At 62.7% G+C, this 19,046-nt stretch carries 15 protein-coding genes; 7 read left to right on the plus strand and 8 right to left on the minus strand.

Annotated features, from left to right (window positions below; genetic code table 11):
• Positions 1-6: 6 nt before the first annotated feature.
• Entirely contained in the window at positions 7-1,347 is a 1,341-nt protein-coding gene (locus LJE93_06275) for an adenylate/guanylate cyclase domain-containing protein (GenBank protein MCG6948505.1), read from the plus strand.
• Between the two features lie 408 nt (positions 1,348-1,755).
• Entirely contained in the window at positions 1,756-3,369 is a 1,614-nt protein-coding gene (locus tag LJE93_06280) for a hypothetical protein (protein MCG6948506.1), read from the plus strand.
• Between the two features lie 259 nt (positions 3,370-3,628).
• Here the strand turns inward: LJE93_06280 and LJE93_06285 are convergent, their stop codons facing one another.
• The 4 genes from LJE93_06285 to LJE93_06300 all read right to left on the minus strand — a co-directional run bounded on the left by LJE93_06285 (position 3,629) and on the right by LJE93_06300 (position 6,937).
• On the minus strand, positions 3,629-4,831 hold the full coding sequence (locus LJE93_06285) for an IS256 family transposase (protein ID MCG6948507.1): 1,203 nt from the start codon (positions 4,829-4,831) through the stop codon (positions 3,629-3,631).
• Between the two features lie 202 nt (positions 4,832-5,033).
• Entirely contained in the window at positions 5,034-5,609 is a 576-nt protein-coding gene (locus tag LJE93_06290) for a diheme cytochrome c-553 (GenBank protein MCG6948508.1), read from the minus strand.
• 293 nt (positions 5,610-5,902) lie between these two features.
• Positions 5,903-6,439: a DUF1579 domain-containing protein gene (locus LJE93_06295; protein MCG6948509.1), complete on the minus strand. Its 537-nt coding sequence runs from the start codon at positions 6,437-6,439 to the stop codon at positions 5,903-5,905.
• Positions 6,440-6,655: 216 nt separating this feature from the next.
• A complete protein-coding gene (locus LJE93_06300; protein MCG6948510.1) occupies positions 6,656-6,937 on the minus strand; it encodes a hypothetical protein in 282 nt (93 codons plus the stop codon).
• Between the two features lie 361 nt (positions 6,938-7,298).
• Between LJE93_06300 and LJE93_06305 the strand changes: the two genes are divergently transcribed.
• A complete protein-coding gene (locus tag LJE93_06305; GenBank protein MCG6948511.1) occupies positions 7,299-7,892 on the plus strand; it encodes a hypothetical protein in 594 nt (197 codons plus the stop codon).
• 225 nt (positions 7,893-8,117) lie between these two features.
• The gene (locus LJE93_06310; GenBank protein ID MCG6948512.1) at positions 8,118-10,793 is read left to right on the plus strand and encodes a serine/threonine-protein kinase; all 2,676 of its coding nucleotides are present in this window, start codon (positions 8,118-8,120) and stop codon (positions 10,791-10,793) included.
• 226 nt (positions 10,794-11,019) lie between these two features.
• On the opposite strand, the gene LJE93_06315 is transcribed toward LJE93_06310, so the two are convergent.
• A complete protein-coding gene (locus tag LJE93_06315; protein ID MCG6948513.1) occupies positions 11,020-12,228 on the minus strand; it encodes an MFS transporter in 1,209 nt (402 codons plus the stop codon).
• Positions 12,229-12,583: 355 nt separating this feature from the next.
• Between LJE93_06315 and LJE93_06320 the strand changes: the two genes are divergently transcribed.
• The 3 genes from LJE93_06320 to LJE93_06330 all read left to right on the plus strand — a co-directional run bounded on the left by LJE93_06320 (position 12,584) and on the right by LJE93_06330 (position 17,226).
• Positions 12,584-13,360: a glucose 1-dehydrogenase gene (locus LJE93_06320; GenBank protein ID MCG6948514.1), complete on the plus strand. Its 777-nt coding sequence runs from the start codon at positions 12,584-12,586 to the stop codon at positions 13,358-13,360.
• 303 nt (positions 13,361-13,663) lie between these two features.
• A complete protein-coding gene (locus LJE93_06325; protein ID MCG6948515.1) occupies positions 13,664-16,381 on the plus strand; it encodes a protein kinase in 2,718 nt (905 codons plus the stop codon).
• A gap of 179 nt (positions 16,382-16,560) precedes the next feature.
• Positions 16,561-17,226: a hypothetical protein gene (locus tag LJE93_06330; GenBank protein MCG6948516.1), complete on the plus strand. Its 666-nt coding sequence runs from the start codon at positions 16,561-16,563 to the stop codon at positions 17,224-17,226.
• A 61-nt stretch (positions 17,227-17,287) separates the two neighbouring features.
• Here LJE93_06330 and LJE93_06335 read toward each other — a convergent pair whose 3' ends face one another.
• From LJE93_06335 to LJE93_06345, 3 genes are all read right to left on the minus strand, one after another.
• Positions 17,288-18,133 (minus strand): hypothetical protein, encoded by an 846-nt coding sequence (locus LJE93_06335; protein ID MCG6948517.1) that lies wholly within the window; start codon positions 18,131-18,133, stop codon positions 17,288-17,290.
• Between the two features lie 213 nt (positions 18,134-18,346).
• On the minus strand, positions 18,347-18,499 hold the full coding sequence (locus LJE93_06340; GenBank protein MCG6948518.1) for a hypothetical protein: 153 nt from the start codon (positions 18,497-18,499) through the stop codon (positions 18,347-18,349).
• Between the two features lie 61 nt (positions 18,500-18,560).
• Positions 18,561-19,046: hypothetical protein (locus LJE93_06345; protein MCG6948519.1), on the minus strand; the 486-nt coding region annotated here is incomplete at its 5' end.

Raw genomic sequence — 19,046 nt, forward strand, 5'->3', positions numbered from 1 at the left:
GATATCATGAGATCCGAAATCAAATACGCAACCAACGCGGACGGCCAGTCAGTCGCCTACCAGATCTGCGGCGCCGGCCCTCTGGACATCGTTTTCGTTCCAGATTGGGTCGGCAATCTCGAAGTGATGTGGGAGGAACCGACTATCGCCGCCTTCCTCGAGCGCATAGCGCGTTTCGCGCGGGTGATCTGTTTCGATAAGCGCGGTACCGGGCTTTCGGACCCGGTCCCGCTCGGTGCGATCCCGACCTGGGAAGAATGGATGTACGACGTCGCCACCGTCATGAATGCGGCTTCGAGCCGCCAAGCGGCGATCTTCGGCCACGGCGACGGCGCGACGATGGCCCTGCTCTTCGCAGCCACCCATCCGGATCGCGCCACGGCTTTGATTCTCGCCGACGCCTACGCCAGGCGGCTGCGCGCGGCGGACTATCCGTGTGGTGTCCCTGAAGAGGTGGCCGCACGTTTGATCGAGGGTATCTTGGAGGCGTGGGGTACCGGCGAGGCTGTGAGAGGAGGCGCTGCGCCGAGTCTGGCGGGAGACGAGTCCTTCATCACGTGGCGCGGCCGCTTCGAACGCCTCGCCATGAGCCCAGGACAGTTCAACACGGTCTACCCCCTGACTTACTCCTTCGATCTCCGATGGGTGTTGCCGACGATTCGTGTGCCGACGCTCGTCCTTCACCGCGCTCATAACCGGTATGTCCTTGCCGCCAACGGACGCTACCTGGCCGAGCACATCGATGGCGCAACATTCGTGGAGCTCCCCGGAGCGGACCACCTCTTTCATGTTGGCGACCCGGAGATTCTGCTCGGACCCGTGCAGGAGTTTCTGACCGGTCGCCGAGCGACTCCGGAACCCGAGCGCGTGTTGGCGACCATATTGTTCACCGATATCGTCGGCGCCACCGAAAAGGCGGAATCGCTCGGAGACGGCGCATGGCGCGAGCTGCTCGAGAGGCACCACACCTTGGTGCGGAGCGAGCTGGCGCATTTCGGAGGGCGCGAGATCGACACTGCGGGCGACGGTTTTCTCGCGTCTTTCGAAGGCCCCGGCCGTGGAGTTCACTGCGCAATGGCGATCCGAGACTCTCTCCACCAGCTCGACCTCGAGATCCGAGCCGGCCTGCACACCGGCGAGTGTGAGTGGTCCGGTGAAAAGCTCGCCGGGATCGCAGTGCACATCGGCGCCCGTGTGGCCAGCCTGGCAGAACCCGGCGAGATCCTGGTGTCGCGCACCGTAAAGGACCTTGTGGTTGGGTCCAGCCTCGCCTTTGCCGACCGAGGCATACACAAATTGAAGGGCGTCAGTGATAGTTGGCAGCTCTTTCGGGCGGAGTCGGGGTAGAGGAACCCACCACTCTTCTCCTCGCCACTCCTCACGCTCGACGGCCCATCGGGTCATCGGGTCATCGGGTCATCGGGTCATCGGGTCATCGGGTCATCGGGTGCCACGTTCACATTTCCACATTTGTTCGCTGCCGCGACCCCAAGCGACACATCAACAAATGTGAACATGGCACTCTTCCTCTTCTTGTGACGCACTGAGCTCGCCGTACATGGGTACCCCAGGGCACGCTAGAGACCTCGCAGCCTTTGAGCGTGCTACACTCCGCCAAGAATCCGCCAATCTTTTGTCGCGAGGATCCAGGTGATCTCGATTCGAAGACTCATCTGCTCTGCACCACCACTCGTCAGGTGTGTGGTGGGCGGTTGTGGTCCCAGCTTTTGTCGGGAATCCAGGAAGGGGGAAGCTATGCGATACACCTCCCGCTCCGTGGTCGGCTTCGTTATTGGCATTCTGATCAGCGTCGGGTCGGCGAGTGCCGGCGAGATCACCGGCACTGTGACCTTCACGGAGGGAAGCACCACGCCTGTTTACACGCTGGACGTGGCGGCACACACCGCCCTCGACGTCCCACCGGTCGACTCCCAAACCGTGAGCAACGGCGGGGCGTACAGCCTCACAGTTCCGGACGGCACCTACTACCTCAGTGTGGTCGTGGACCTGAACTCCTCCGGCGGCCCGCCAGATCCTGGTGAGCCGTGGGCGTGGTACGACTCGGATCACAACAGGGCTGCGGACCCGGTTGCCGTGAGCGGAAGTACCCCCGGCATCGACATCGCGTTCGGCGTGATATACGTGGACGCTGACGCCACTGCCGGCGCCAACGACGGCTCCTCCTGGGCCGACGCCTACACCGACCTGGCCGTCGGCATTGCGACGGCCTCGACCGGCGTCGACGTCTGGGTGGCCGAGGGCACCTACACGCCCGGCACCACTGTCTCCTCCACCTTCGATCTCAAGAACGGTGTGGGGATCTACGGTGGGTTCGACGGCACCGAGACCACGCGGGAGCAGCGACACCCCGATGCCCACCTCACCGTGCTCGACGGCGACTACGGTGCTGACAAGGTTTACCACGTGGTTTCTTCCTGGAGCCACGACTCGACCGCCCTCATCGACGGCTTCACAGTCACCGGCGGCAGCGCGGACGGAGTCGGCACACCCAACAACTATGGCGGCGGAATGCTTGTGACTGGCGGCTACCCCGTGGTAGTGAACGTCAACTTCGTCGGCAACTTCGCGGCCCAGGCGGGAGGAGGAATGGCCGCCTACAACTTTGGCAGGCCCTACGTGTACAACTGCGGTTTCTTCGGCAACACGGCCGGCTCCTACCCTGTCGGCACCGGCGGTGGATTCTACGGCGCCAGCGCGGGCGAAGGGCTGGTCAACTGTGTGTTCAGCGGTAACTCCGCGGGGTTGCGGGGCGGAGGCGTTTACATCAGCTCCGGCTCATACGGAGGCATGCTCAGAAACCTCTCGGTCAGCGGCAACACCGCCGGCTACGAGGCGGGGGGATTCTTCATAGACAACACTCTCGCTCCGGGCGTGGACCTCACCAACTCCATCGTCTGGGACAACGTCGGAGGCGGATACCCGAACGTGCTCTTCTGGGGCACGGTATCGGCCAGCCGCGACATCGTCCAGGGGGGTCTCGTCGGCGGGACCAACATCCTCACCGGGGACCCGCTGTTCGAGGACCCGAACGGTGCGGACGACGTGCTCGGGACCGTGGACGATGACCTGCGCGTACAGTCCTCGTCGCCAGCCATCGACGCAGCGGAGAACGCAGCAGTGCCGCCCGATGTCGGCGATTGCGATTACGACTTCGTCACTTCCGAGCCGATGCCCATCGACAAGGACCTCAACGCCCGGTTCCAGGACGCACCAACCGTACCCGACACCGGCACCGGGACGCCTCCGATCGTCGACCTGGGCGCGTACGAGTTCACGGTGAATCCCCGGATTTTCGAGGACGGCTTCGAGTTGGGCAACACCACGGCTTGGTCGAGCGCGGTTCCCTGATTCTCGAAACCTCTTGGGTGCCACGCACGGTGGAGGCAGGCGTTCGAGAGACCTGAAACAGGCGCCCGGGAAACAGACCCGATTGGCGAACTCCATTACGGTTCTGAGGGGACGATCACCCACAATGCCTGTCTATCGGGTTGCGGATGATCGAGTTGCGTGCGTCAAGTTCTGCAAAAAGGCATGAGACTCCTCGTCGTCGAGTCTGCGGAGGCTGTGGGAAGGTGCGAAGCAGCTTTCCACAAATCCGCAGACTGCATCACGCCGCCTCGTCGAGCTTTCTGAGCGCCTCCTTTTTGTGTTCCTTGAGCAGGTCCATGTTGATGTAACGGGTCGCCTCGATCCAGTTCTCGTGCATTTCCACGGTCAGTGCGCGCACCAGGCGGAGACAGCTCGCGACATTGGGGAAGATCCGGATGACTCTGGTCCGGCGCCTGATCTCCTCGTTAATCCTTTCCAGCATGTTGGTCGACTTCAGGTGTTTGTGATGCTGGATCGGGAGGCGGTAGTAGGTCAGCGTCTCCTCGATGTTCTCCTCGACCCAGTCACAGAGCTTGGGGTACTTCTTCTGCCACTTGTCGAGCCAGGCCGCCAGGTCTCGCCGCGCCTCCTCGAGGCTCCGCCGGTCGTACAGCCACCGCAGCTCCTGCCGGCAATCGTCATCAGCCTTCCTGGGAAGGTAGTCCAGTGCGTTCCTCAGGAAGTGCACGTAGCACCGCTGCCACGCCGCCTCAGGTAGGATCTCCGCCACCGCCCGCTTCAGCCCGGCGTGATCGTCTGCGACGACAAACTCCACGCCGCTTAACCCTCTCTTGCGCAGGCCCTCGAGGAATGTCCTCCAGCTCGAAGACGTCTCCCGATTTGCCAGCTCCACGCCCAGCACACAGCGCCGACCTTCCCAATTGATACCGATCCCTGTCAGCACCGCACGACGGCGAATTACTCCGTCCTCGCGGACCTTCTCGTACCGCGCGTCCAAAATCAGATAAGGGTAGGGCTCCTCCAGCTTCCTCGTCGCAAACTTGTCGAGCTCCGTGTCCAGCTTCTTGTTGATCCGGCTGATCGTCGACGCCGAAAACTCGTCTCCGCACAGTTGCTCGGTGATTGCTTTCACCTTCCTCGTCGACACGCCCTGCGCGTACATCTCGGCAAGCGCCACCACCAGCGCCTTCTCACTCCGCTGATATCGCTCGAAAACTTCGGTCGAAAACCTGCCGTGACGATCCTGTGGTACACGAAGCTCCAGCTTGCCGACTCGCGTCACCAGCGTCCGCGGGTAGTACCCTGCCCGGTACCCCACCCGGGCATCGGTCCGCTCCCACTTGCCAGCTCCAATCGCCTCGTCCATCTCCGCCTCGAGCACCTCCTGCACGACTCCCTGGATCACCTCTCGAAGACCCTCATCTTTCGCGACCAGCTCTTTCCATTCCGTCGCCACACCGCTACGCTTTCTACGGGCCATGTCGCTCCTCCTTCTTCGGCGTTTTTCTCCAATCACCGGATGTAGCGGAGTCTCATGGCCCTCCTTCCTTTTTGCAGAACTATCGGCACACTACCCCTCTCCTGACGCCGATGTCGGTCACCATACCCTGATGAACACCTCCCCGCGTGCGGGCGATGAGAGGCCTTGCGAAGCCGACTCACCGCCCGGCTCGCAGGTGAGCTCACATCACCGGCGGTTCGATCGCGTCAGGCACCTGGTTCGAGATCGGCGGCAGCGACTGCAGAAAGGCGAAGATGGCCCGCAGATCCTCCTCGGGTGCGGTCGCGAGGTTGAACCAGGGCATCGGCGGCAGGATCGGTCGGCCGATACCCCGGTGGGTCCCGGTATGCATCGCGTCGATGAACTCCTGGGCGGTCCAGTCGCCGCTGCCGGTATCGACGTCAGGCGTCAGGTTGGCCGCGAAGGACACACCCCACGGACCCACCGCAGCGGTCATGTGCTCGTTCATCAGCACCCACTTGCCAGGACCCACCATGGCCGCGTCGTACTCGGGCAGCTCGAGGTCCTGTGGGTGGCCCGACAGCAGGCGGCTTTCGTCCGGAGCCGCGCTGCCGCCCGAGAAGACCTTCGGCGTGTGGCAGTCGTTGCAACCTCCGATGGTCACCAGGTACCTGCCGCGCTCCACCATCTCCTCCTGGGTCGGGGGGCCAGGCTCGCTCGGAAGGCAGCCGCCCATCAGCACGACGAGCCCGAGCAGCGCCATCGTGGACACGAGAAACGAATTCAGACACTTCATTTCAAGATCTCCAGTCCGGTTCAGAAATTTCGGTCTGGGTGACGTCCGCAAAATGGAGACGGTTTCGCAGTTTGTCAACACGGGTCACAGCTTTCTGGAGCCAGACCTACGAGAGATCAGTTGAGAACTGCCTCACGGGTGCCACGAACACATTCGTACATTCTCCTCGAAGGCCTGGTTCGAGCCAAGACATATGAACGTGGCACCACGGAATCAGCAACTGGAACGTCGGGAACGGCACCTGATTGATAACCTCCCAAAACGCGAACCGGAACCTCCCAGACGACGACTGCCTACTTTTTGGTGCTGGTGCCTTCCATCAACAGCACCCAATTTTCACCGTCCTCTGACATTTCCCAGGTGAACTTCATCGTGTCCGGAGCGGTCAAGGTCATCGTCGCCCGGGTGTGGTAGGTCCGGCCGCCCATCGTCTCCTTGCTGAAATAGGTCCAGGTGTCGCCCTCACGAGTGCCCTCGGAGTAGGCTGACCAGCCGTTGTTGTCGACCCCGTAGTGGGTGTAAACCTCGCGTTCCGAGTTGTAGCCGACTATCCCGAGCCCCTTGACCGGACCCATAGGGCTGGCGCCTTCCGACGTGCACACCACGTGGAACTTGGAGCCCTCGAACCAGGCGCATTCTTCGTTCCAGGACATCGGGCCCCCAGGGCCAAAGATCCCGGGCTTCAGGTCGCCCTCGCCCGACCAGGTGCCGACCCACAGTTCGAGCGCCTTGTGCTCGGCTGTCGGCTGCGGCATTTCTGGCTGTTCGGCAGACACCACCGATGCCACCAGCAAGATACAGATACAGAGTGTTCCTCGCCGCAAACTCATACGTCCCTCCGTGTGTTGTTTTCACGAGGCTACCACAACGTGCATTTCACATTCACATGGGCGCCATCTACCACTTCATCACCTTCTGGTCCCTAACGTGACAGTGTGATGGCGGCCATTCACAAAATCACGACTCGATGACCGCCACTCCTGTTGGTTGCTGTGTTTGGATGTGAGTGCATGCGTCGCAAGAGCACACCCCGCGCAAGGATCAACTCAATCAGCAACCCTCGCCACGGCGGTATTGAACACGTCGAGTACTTCAGCCGCGGATGAGCAATGCAAGGCGGCATTGATGAACGACCGCAGAACGGGGTCGGTTATCCAGGGAGGCGTGACGTGTCTGGGGTAGAGCCGGGCGAGCGCGGTGGCGGTGGTCGCCGCCTCGTTCGCAGTTTGAGATTCGTAGAGCTTCGAACCCAACCAACCGGAAATGGACTTCTTCACCACGACTCCGGACTGCGCCGTACGAATGAACACCGGATCGCCATTGTCCATGCGGACATTGGCATAACACCCCGATCCCTTGTCCTGAAAGCTGTGCAAACCCGACACAGTGCCCCTCCAGACTGCATCTCTAATTCGTAGTTGTTCCCATTATCGGAAACTTACATACATACCCGATCTCATTTATCACGTTTTTTCTTGAGACACAACAATCTGGCGCAGAAATCGGGTGACAAGGGTGCAGACGGGTGCCGGACCAACGGTTGCTATGGCTGCCACATCCAGAATGCACCTTTGTTGCTGATGAGTGCCCTCCGTGGAATAGCCCCCACTCGGTTGAGGGTTGCATCACAAAGCAGATGCGCAAATCGAAAGTACGATGATGAGAACCGGCTTCACTACGACGGCATTGATGATTGCAATCTTTCTGTTCGCTCCAATCTGGCCGACCGTGGCTGAAGAACCGGTCATCGGCGGCCCCTGCGAGGGTTGCGAGCTGGTTTTCGTCGGCATGCCGGATGAACTCGAGTCCGAGGCGCGGATCGCTCCGCCGGACGAGCCCGGTGAAGCGATGCGCATCGAAGGCAGGGTCACCAGCGCTGACGGCCGGCCTGCACCCGGAATCATCGTTTACGCGTACCACACCGATGCGACCGGCATTTACCCTCGGGCGGCGACCCGGCACGGCCGGCTCCGCGGTTGGGCGCGAACCGACGACCAGGGTCGGTATGCCTTCGACACGATCCGTCCCGGGGCATACCCCGGCAGGTCGAACCCCCAGCACGTCCACATGCATATCGTCGAGCCCGGCCACTCGACCTATTGGATCTCCAGCATCGAGTTCGAGGACGACCCACTGCTAGAAAAAAGAGCGACTCGCGACTCTGAGCGCCAGCGCGGGGGTAGTGGGCTCGTCACTCCGACACGACACGCTGGAGGTGGCTGGCTCGTCCAACGCGACATCATTCTCGGCCTGAATGTACCGGGATACGGGACCGGTCCATAAGGGCGCCCGGAGCGGCAGCTAAAAAGCGCGAACCGATTCGCACACGCGTGGGTGTCGCGTTCCCATCTGCACAATTTTGGGTATCCCCTCCCCCCTTGAGACAACTCGACAAACGTGAATGCGGCGCTCCGGCTTTTGCGTCCGCATCGATGAGATCGATCAAGTATTCGATTGTCAAAATTTTAAGACAGAGATACAATCTCGATGATTGGGGGATCCCGAACAATGGAAGCTGGAACGACGATCGGCGCGTACCGTATCACGTCGCAACTCGGCAAGGGCGGAATGGGCGAGGTGTGGCGGGCCGAGGACACCCGGTTGGGGCGCGAGGTGGCCATCAAGGTGCTGCCCGAGGACGTGTCGAAGGACCCCGATCGGGCCGCGCGCTTCGAGCGCGAGGCCAAGGTCCTGGCGAGTCTCAACCACCCCAACATCGCGACCCTCTACGGGCTGGAATCGGTTTCGGAATCGGGCTTGGACACGACGTTTCTTGCGATGGAACTCGTAGAGGGGGAAGATCTCTCCGAACGCATCGCGCGTGGGCCGATCCCGGCTGACGAGGCCATCGCCATCGCGGTCCAGATCGCCGAGGCGCTGGAGGCCGCCCACGAGCAGGGCATCGTCCACCGCGACCTCAAGCCGGCCAATATCAAGCTGACGGCAGAAGGCACGGTCAAGGTGCTCGATTTCGGGCTCGCCAAAGCCTGGACCGACGAAAGCGGTGACGGGTCCCTCTCGATGTCGCCGACTCTCACCAAACACGCCACCGTCGAAGGCGTGATCCTCGGCACCGCCGCCTACATGAGCCCCGACCAGGCGCGCGGCAAAAACGTCGATCGCCGGGCCGACATCTGGGCATTCGGCGTCGTACTGTGGGAGATGCTCACAGGAAACAAGCTCTTCGAGGGCGATACCGTCTCAGATGTGCTCGCTGCGGTGCTCCGCGCGGACCCCGACATCGATGCGCTGCCCCGGGACACCCCTCCCCGGCTGCGCGGCCTGATTGTGCGATGCCTGGAACGCGATGCCCGGCAGCGTCTGCAATGCGCCGGCGACGCACGAGTGATTCTCGAGTCGGAGGACGGTGGCACCGAGGTGCCGGTCGCTGCGGCCCCCTCCCCCATTCAGCGGTACGGTCTGGCGGCCGGCGCCCTCGGCCTGATCGTCGCGGCTGCGGCCGTTACCTGGGCGCTGTTGGAAAGCCGGCAGGAACCAGCCGCACCGTTGCATTTGGAAATTTCACAGGCAGCCTTCAAGCAGTACTCGAACACGGCGATCTCCCCCGACGGCAGGTGGCTGGCCTATGCTCTCGACGATGACCCCAGCAATCTCCTGATTCGCTCACTTGACGGCTTCGACATCCACGAGGTGTCCGACGCCGCCAACATCGAAAACCCGTTCTTTTCGCCAGACGGACGTTGGATCGCGTATTTTGACCTGATCAGCGATACCGTTGGCAAGGTCACGTTGACCGGCGGATCTCCGGTTCGGCTTTCGGGGGTCCGGATCGGCACCTCGTTCAACACCGGGGCGTGGCATCCGGACGGCTTTTTGATTGTCAGCGGTGCGGCGGTCGAGGGTGAGCTGTACGGTGGGCTTGCCGTGATCCCGGAAAACGGTGGCGACGCATCGTCGCTCACCACCCTCTCCGAGAACGACCTCTACCATCACGAACCGTGTGTGGTTCCAGACTCGGAGTGGGTCCTCTTCACCGCCGAGGATCGGAGCGACTATTCGGTGCGGGCGGTCTCGTTGGAGACTCGCGAAACGAAGCTCATAGTTGCCGGAGCCCTGACTCCGAAGATCCTCGATTCGGGGCACCTTCTCGTCTACCGGTACTCTCAGTCGGATGTGGTGGCCTACCGCTTCGACCCTCGGACGGCAACGATCGAGGGCGAGCCGACTGTCCTGTTGCAAAGCGTCGGCAACGGATCGCGGGAGGGCGGTCGCTACGCCGTGTCGCGCAATGGCACGCTCATCTACTCGGAGATCTCTGACGGCAGCCTGCTGGCGGGCGGCCGAAACGTGGTCTGGGTCGGCCGCGAGGGCCAGATCGAGCCCGCCCTCACGGAGCCGGGCTCGTGGGCGCAACCACGCATCTCGCCGGACGGGCACCGTCTGCTGCTGCGCAAGGTCCTCACACCGGACTGCGGACTCTGGACCTACGATCTCGATCGCGAGACGCTGACCCGCATCACCTTCGCAGAGGATACCCACGACCCTCTGTGGAGCCCGTCAGGCGATACGGTCCAGTTTTCGGGCGGCATCGACCCGACGCGGCCCCTGCGGGAGGTGGCGTCGGACGGCACCGGCCAGCCTCGCTCGATCATCGAATCTGACGTTTCGTACCGGGCGTCCTCGTGGTCTGGGGACGGGCGCCTGCTGGCGCTGGCCGTGCGTGACGGTTCGAACCTCAACGACGACATCTGGGTGCTCGATACCGAGGCCGGTTCGGAGCCCGAGCCGTTCCTTACCAGCCGGTTCGCGGAGCGATATCCGTCCCTCTCGCCCGACGGCCGCTGGATGGCCTACGCGTCCGATGAGAGCGGGCGCTGGGAGGTCTACGTCCGGCCCTACCCCGGAACCGGCGGACGAATCCAGATCTCCAACGGTGGCGGCATCGAACCGCTGTGGTCCGGCAACGGTCGCGAGCTCTACTACCGCGCCGACCGGAAGATGATGGTCGTCCCGTTTGACCTCGGGAGCACGACGTTCGGCCGGCCGGATGAGCTGTTCGACGACCCCTACCTGCGCTCATCGAACATCAGCCCGGATGTGCACTCCTACGATGTGTCCGACGACGGCTCGCGGTTCGTGATGATTCAGAACTCCGACCGGACCGCCGCCAACCCCGACCTCCGCGTCGTCATCGGCTGGCGGGACAGCCTCGGGCTCGACTAGCCCGGACTATTCATGAGGGTTCGCCTCGAGGGCGGCGAGGTGTTGTGGCCAGTGGGGTTTGCGAACCGAGGGGCGCGCAGGCGTACTTGACGGTACGTCGAGCACCGCGAGGCAAGCGAACACCGTTGGATGCGGCACATCGCCGGCCGCAGCAGAAGCTTCATGAATAGTCCGGGCTAGACGCCGTCCACTGCTGTGCGGCTCGAACGCCGTTAGGTGACTGGCCTCAGTCGGTCATGTTTCGGCGCACGGTCTCGGGGACAGAGCGGAACACCACCCACGCTCCGAAAACACACATCAGTCCGCCGATCATGAACGGCATCTCGAACGAATGCATTGCCAGCACGCCGGCGATGAGCGGCCCGAGGGCGAGGCCGAGGCCGAAACCGATGGTGACCACACTCATCTGCCGCCCCTCGCCGCCGCTGGACGACAAATCGGCCGCCACCGCGAACGCCGGTGCGGCGATGGCGCCGGCCGCAAGTCCCTGGACCAGGCGCACGCCAGTGAGCTGCACGGTGGAGGTGACCAGGCCCAGGAGGGCGGTGGCCGGGCCCATCAGCACCAGTCCTCCGACGAGCAGCGGTTTGCGCCCGATCCGATCCGACAACCTCCCCAGGGGCACCTGGAACAGCAGACGGCTGACCATCAACGCGCTGAAGGCGACGGAAAAGCCGAGCGCGGTCTGATCGAGACGCTCGTTGAACTGGTGCTCGAGGGTCGTCATCATCGAAAACGAGCTGGCCATGAGGAAGGTCGCCAGTCCCGCGCCGAAGATGCCCGGGCTGATCAGCTTGGGGTCGAAGATCAGAAACCGCCCGGCGGGCCCTGCGTTCTCTATCGCCGGCGGCTCCTTGACCCACAACGAGACGATGATCAGCCCGAGCAGGACAAAAGCGGCCCCGGCGACGAACACGGAGGGGAAGCCGAAGGTCACGAGGAGGAAACCGGAGATCAACGGCCCTCCGGCAAACCCCACCATCCGCATCGTGGAGTAGATTCCCATCGAGCTACCCCGAGTCTCGCGGCGCGTCGCGACTGCCATCAGCGCCATCGACGCAGGGATCGTCAGGGCCACACCGAAGCCCTGGAGCATACGGAGCAGCAACAGATCGATGAAGCGGGTGGCGAACAGGAAGCCAATCGTTCCAACGCACATGACGGCCAGCCCGGCGACAATCATCGGCTTCCGACGCCCGAGGCGATCGCTCCAGGCTCCGGCGAACGACTGGAGCACGGCAGCAACCAGCCCGTAGAGGGAGAGCAGGAGGCCCACCCGGACCGTTTCCTCGATCCGGATGAGTGGGGCCGGGAGCTTGGCGACGTACAGCGGCAGGGCGATGAACAGGATGCTGTTGCCAACCGCGTCGCCCAAGCGGGCGACGGACAGCGCGATGACCGTGCGGTTGATCCCCCAGCTGTCGGCTCTTCCCATCAGTGTGCCGCGTCCTTTCCCGTGGGCGTCCCCGGCGGGCCGCCCGTGTCGGGGAAGTCTACCTCGCTTCAAGGGCCACGGAATACGAACCGGAATCGGTCCGTGAAGCCCGCCGGGATGGGAGCCCCTGGCAGACAAACCCCAACTTTCCAAAACCCTGAAGCCGAGTACCGATGGGATCAACGTTTCGGAATACGAAGCGATACCAAAGCTATTAAATATGAGAGTAGTCGGAAATGCAGAAAAACGACCGCACTATCGGCGTGGAGTACTTCGCGCGAGCGCGGTGGGATTTCTGAGTCAAGCGCCGCCCATTCCTGTCGACCATGACTGCGTTCGTGATGGAGGTATCGAAATGACCGATTCAGCATCGTTCGATCTGACGGGTCGCGTGGCGATCGTCACCGGCGGCAACGGCGGCATCGGCCGCGCCATCGCCCTCGGTTTCGCGCAGGCGGGCGCCGCCGTAGCGATTTTCGGCCGAAACGAAGAGAAGAATGCAGCAACACTCGCAGAGCTGGAGGCAACCGGTGCGCGAGCCATCGCCGCCACGGTGGATTTGCAGGACCGTGAAGGGCTCGAACCGGCGGTGCGTCGAGTGGAGGCTGAGCTCGGCCCGGTCGACATTCTGGTCAATAACGCAGGCATCGTCTCGCTCAGCGGCGGCATCCTACACGAGTCGCCTGAATCCTGGGACGAGGTGATAGAGATACAGCTGAGCTCGGTATTTCTGCTGTCGAAGGTCGTCGCGGCGTCGATGGCGCAGCGCGAGCACGGCAAGATCATCAACGTCGGCAGCATGTACTCATTCTTCGGATCTGGGTTGATCCCTTCCTACAGTGCCGCCAAGGGCGCGATTGTCCAGCTGACCAAGTCGATGGCAATCGAGCTCGCCCCGAGCGGCATTCAGGTGAACGCCATTGCACCCGGGTGGGTCGAAACCGACATGACGGCGCCGGTCCGAACCGAGGATTTCAAGGCGATGAACGACGAAATCATGTCGCGGACGCCGGCGGGGCGCTGGGGTCAGACCGAGGAGATGGCTGGACCGGCGATCTTCCTGGCCTCGCAGGCCTCAGACTTCGTCACCGGCGAGACGATTCGGGTGGACGGCGGCTACGCGATTCGCTGAATCGGGAACCAGCGCCAGCCCATGATTTCTCGTGAGCGTCATCATGACTGGGCCAATCGGATCATACTTTTCACCCTGACGAGACCCCCGACCCCTGGACCTTCAGTCCCACCTGACCTCAGCCCGCAAACAAGTTCCCAAAAGTCTGGCACCCAGGAAATTGTCGGGTCTGGCACCTCCATGTGATGCAACATCGTGCTTGGGTACCACACCTCGCTGTGGCTCGGCGTCGCCACGTAACACCGTTCCCTGCTCTGTTAAAATCTTCGCAGGAAGGGTCACATAATCGACGATACAACGCCGATGTCGGGGGGTATTTCGAGATTCGAAATATCAGAGCGCCTCGGCGAAGGCGGGATGGGTGTGGTGTATCGCGCCCGCGACACCTTCCTGAAGCGCGACGTCGCCCTCAAGCGGATCAAGCCCGGCCTTGCGGAGAACCGGGAGGTCCGGGCCAGATTTCTCCGTGAATGCCGGGCGGCCGCGGCGATCAGCCACCCCAATGTGGCGACCATCTACGAGGCCGGGAGCTGTGACGACGGCTCCATCTACCTCGCTTCAGAATTCATTCGCGGTGAGAGCCTCGTCCAGCGGCTGCGGCGTGAACGCCTGTCGCTGGAAGAGCAGCTGAGTCTGGCAGTCCAGCTGACCCGGGGTCTGGCGGCGGCCCACGAAGCCGGCATCGTCCACCGCGACATCAAGCCCGGCAACCTGATGGTGACCGACGACGGACGCCTGAAGATCCTCGATTTCGGTCTCGCACGTCTCAACCAGCCGTTGGCCGGACAAGCCGACGATGACGGCGACACGCTGACCCGGACTCGGCCGGGACATTTCCTCGGCACGCCGGCCTACATGTCGCCCGAACAGGTCACGGGCACCGAGGTCGACGCGACCTCCGACGTCTTTTCGTGCGGTTGCGTGCTGTACGAGATGGTATCCGGCAAGGCTCCGTTCAGTGCCGACTCGGTTTCGGAAACAGTTCGCCGCATCCTCAGTGAAGATCCGCCCGACCTCGACACACTCGCCGAGGATGTGCCTCCGGGCCTTGTCGACATCATCCGCAGAGCGCTCGCAAAAAAGCCGACCGACCGTTTTGCCGACGCATCCGAAATGGCACAAGCTCTCACCGCTGTCCGCGACCAGACAGCTCCAGCCTCTGTCCACGAGCCGGAGACCCGGCCTCATCGGTCTCGGCGTATCAAAGTCGGTCTCGCGGCGGGTGGCGCGATTATCGCCGCAGCCCTGTTGTCCTGGTTCTTCGGCAGATCGACTCTGGCCTTCGAAACGAAGGATCGTCTCCTCATCACGAGTGTCGTCAACCAGACCGACGAGGAGGCCTTCGATCTGGCGCTGCGCACCGCGCTCGAGGCCGACCTCCAGCAATCTCCCTACGTGAGTTTGTTTCAACAAAGCCAGGTGGCTTCAGTGCTGCAACTGATGCGGCTCGATCCGTCCGCCCCGGTCAACGAAACGCTGGGCCGTGACATCTGTCGCTTCGCCGGCATTCGGGCCATGCTGGTACCGCGAATCCTGGCGGTCGGGAACGCCTACGAGCTGCAGGCGATTCTGGTCGATCCGGTCAGCGGACGACACGTCGACCGTATTCGCGTCTCGGCCCAGGGGAGAGAACAGGTGCTACTGAACGCCATCGACAAGCTCACGCGAGAGGTGCGCAAGCGGCTGGGAGAGTCTCTCGAGTCAATCGAAGAGGCAGATATACCGGTGGTGACCGTCGCAACGTCGTCGTGGGAAGCTCTCAAGTACCTGGCGATGGCGCGATCGGCGTGGTGGGCCGGCCAGTTCGACGAGGCGACCGGACTCTTCGAGCTGGCCCTGGAAAAGGACCCGGAATTCGCCTCTGCCAAAAGGGGGCTGGCGCTCATTCTGATCCAGTTCAAAGGCGAGAAAGAACGTGGACAGCAGCTCCTGCGAGAGGCGTTGGTGAACGCCGACGGCCTGCCGGAACGCGAACGCCTGATGATCAGGGCCGCCAACAGTCAGTTCGTCGACGAGGATCTCGAGGCAGCCCTCGCCGAGTACGAGCTGATCTGCGACCTGTTTCCCGATTCTGCGTCAGCCCACAACAATCGCGGCCACGTCCTTTTGGCCCTCGGGCGGACTCGCGAGGCCCTGCCGATGTTCGAAAGGGCCGCTGAGCTCGATATCACCACCACACCTCCGCTCATCAGCCTCTACTTCGTATACCTGAACCACTTCCGCAATGCAGCAAAGGCCGCCGAGGCGGCACGAAGACTGGTCGAACGCGCACCCCAGAATGTCGGCTTCCGCGTCATGCTCGCGTGGAGCCTGGCCGCCGAGGGTCTGGTAGATGAAGCACTCGAGCTGACCCGCACGGCTGTTGACGAGGAACCGCATCATCCCTACGGCCTGCCGAACCTGGCACACCTGCTCTACGCCTCCGGCTCCGACGACGAGGCGGTGATTCACTATCGCACCGTCTACGACCTCACCGTCGATGGCGAACTCCGGGGCGAGCGATGGGCGGCTGCACGTAATCTCGCCGTCTCCCTGGCCTCGGCCGGTGAAGCGGACGAGGCCCGGCGGCTGGCGGACAGCGAGGCGTCCATCCTCCTCGCCTCCCCGGAGGAAACGCCACGAGAAACTCAACAACAATTAGCGCTGGCGCAGCTGCGAGCCATCTCGGGCCTGGATACCCAGGCGAGAGGACACATCGAGAGAGCGGAGCGCCTCGGTCTGAGCGACCCGGTCTCGATTCTCGCCCTCGCCCAGGCCCACGCATTTCTCGGGGATTTCGAAACCGCTCTTGGCGAAGTAGCTCGTTCCCTCGAAGGGGGTTATCCGGATCCGTTCATGCCGCTGTACCTGCCGTCCCTGAGGCCGCTGCGATCCGACAGCCGCTTCCTCGCCTTGTTTGCCCCGCCCGAAGAAGAGATCGACATGCCACCCGACCGGAACTTCGCAACGGATGAGCTCCACAGCAACGAGTCACGGCAAGAGACCGGTGGCAGCGCCGACGAGTGGTGGAAGAAGAAGTAACCATCACGGACAGCACATGCAGATCGCACCTTGGGTGCACGAGTCCCTTGACAACTTCGAAGCGTCTGACCTCTCCAAGTGATCCGTGGCATTTTTCAGCGCTCGTCAGGAATTGCGGGTCTGCAGTACATTGTTTCGGAAACAGCCATTGATGCAAAACAGAGGGGAGGCTACATCCCGTGTTCCTCGGTCATTTTGGAGTCGGTTTCGGGGCCAAAGCGGCGGCGCCGAAGACGTCGCTCGGAACTCTCTTCCTGGCCGCGCAGTTCGTAGACCTCCTGTGGCCCACCCTGCTGCTGATCGGCCTCGAAAAGGTGGTGATCGCTCCCGGCATCACAACGGTCACACCGCTCGATTTCACGCACTACCCGTGGACCCACAGTCTGCTCATCACACTGGTATGGGCCGCGCTGTTCGGTGGCACGTACTTTCTCGTGAGCCGGTACCCGAAGGGCGCGTGGATCTGTGGCGCCGCCGTCGTCAGCCACTGGCTGTTGGACCTCCTATCACATCGGCCGGACCTCCCGCTGATGCCGGGAGGCGCAACCCGGGTCGGTCTCGGGCTCTGGAACTCGTTACCCGCCACGCTGGTCGTCGAGATCGCCATCTTCGCGACAGGAGTCTGGCTCTATGCACGCACCACCACGGCGCTCGATCGCACCGGCTCGATCGCCTTGTGGAGCCTGGTCGGATTCCTTATCATCGCCTACCTCGGCAATCTCTTCGGTCCGCCCCCGCCAGACGTCAGGGCTCTTGCATGGGTTGGCCAGGCTCAGTGGCTGCTCGTCATCTGGGCATACTGGATCGACCACCACCGAACGGCCAACGTGTCGATCGCATCCTGATGGCCAGCTCCGTTCATGTGCCCGTGCAATGAGTGCCCACGCAATCAGTTGTGGCCCAGGATTATGGCGTCACCGACGACCACAGATCGGTGGTTCCCCACTCGAAACCATCGGCAAAGATGAGCGATAGCGTCGCCGGCATGACATCTGCGAAAGACAAACCGACGCGGAGGTCATCGAAGAAGGCAGGTTGGCCGTCCATCTGATCGCCTCTTATCGAGATTGACGCGATTTTCCCGCCGCCGCTATTCAGCAACTCAGCCGATACGCCGTCGATGACCGGCGGGCTTGACTCGTCGACGGGGTCCACCCAGATCGTGACAACCTCGTTGTCGTCCAGACCGCCGCCTTCGGTGTCGCCGTATTCGATCCGGACGAGCACCAGCTGCTCGTCGGCGGTCACCGTGCCGCCGCTGACGACACCGCTGATGCCGCCGTTCCCCACGATGTACGCCCCACCACTGATTCCAAACGAGAAGTCGACCGTACCGCCGCCGTCGAGGCTCACAAGCTCGAGCTCAAACGTCATGTCTCCGCCTGCCCTCGCAGGGTCAATCAGAAAGCTCGCGTAAAACAGATCACCGTCGGTCTCATAGAGAACATGTTCGGCCGTGGTGTTCCGTGTCGCCCTGCGGGCTCCGTTGTCGCCAGCCGGCCGGTCGTAGACGGCCTTGCCCGTACCGGCGTCGTCGTCGGCCTCGGTCTTGTTGACATAGAAGTTGCTTTCCGGAAAAAGCGTCCAGTTGCCGATCAGTCCGGCGGCCGGCCCCGCCGGGTCAGCCGAGATCAATGCGTTGTCCGGATAGGCCGTGAACGTTTCCTCGATGATTGATGCCGCCTGCAAAGAGGCAGCCAGCGCGAATAGACACAGGGCTATGACGCCTGCCGCGATTCCGTGAATTCTCATTCGATTGCCCTCCGACATTCTTCCGATCCCGCCGTCACACGTGTCATATGCGCAGTCCAAGGTACCGGTTGTGGTCGCTGCCGACCGGGTTGATGATTCGCGTTCTGCCCTGGAAATCTCCCGCCGGTCAATCCGGCGGTGCGGCACGCTCACTCGATCCACTGCACGACCGGTGCCAACTTCCCCGAGTTTTGACAAGTAGTTCGAGAATGGTTATTTGGCTGCAGATGAGTCGCGATCGGCCGCCTCGGTTTCGAACCTCGGAGAGTCGATGTACCACGCCGGTTGTGGCAAATCGACCCACTCGATGCTGCGTGCCGCATTCACCATCGCATCGACATGGGTGCCACCTTCAGCATTCACCATCGTCGTGGGTGCAGGTGTCCAGAAGTGGTGTTGCCGAGGGTGACGGCGTAGGTTGCCTCCCCTATCGACGTGCCACCACAACCGGGAGATCCGCCTCCCCGGACACGGCTCTCCCGCTCAACGACGGGAATCTCTGCACCTCGCCAAACCCGGCCACACGCAGGGCATCGTCGAGCTCTTCCTCGGAGTAGGCTTCGTTGCTCAGGGCGAAACTGCTCACCGAGGCCGTCTCGGCGTCAATGACGGACCAGCGAAAGGTCGACGCCGCGGCCTCCGCATCCCAGAAGTTCTCCTGGAGCACCAGGTGCGGCTTGCCGGAGAAGAGCCCCGACGGCGCGGAGTACCAGCTCGGAGCAGCCTCACCGTCCCTTTGAATCTGGGCGGCGGACTGCAGCTCCAGCAGCAGGCGCCCGCCGGGCGCGAGCGCAGCGTGGGCCTTCCTCAGGATCTCCATGCCGTGGTGTCTTGGAAAGACATTGAACTGCCCGTAGATCATCATCACCAGGTCGAACCCGGCGCCGAACGCCTCCTCCCGCAGATCAGCCAG

This window comes from Acidobacteriota bacterium, from assembly GCA_022340665.1.
Taxonomy (GTDB): domain Bacteria; phylum Acidobacteriota; class Thermoanaerobaculia; order Thermoanaerobaculales; family Sulfomarinibacteraceae; genus Sulfomarinibacter.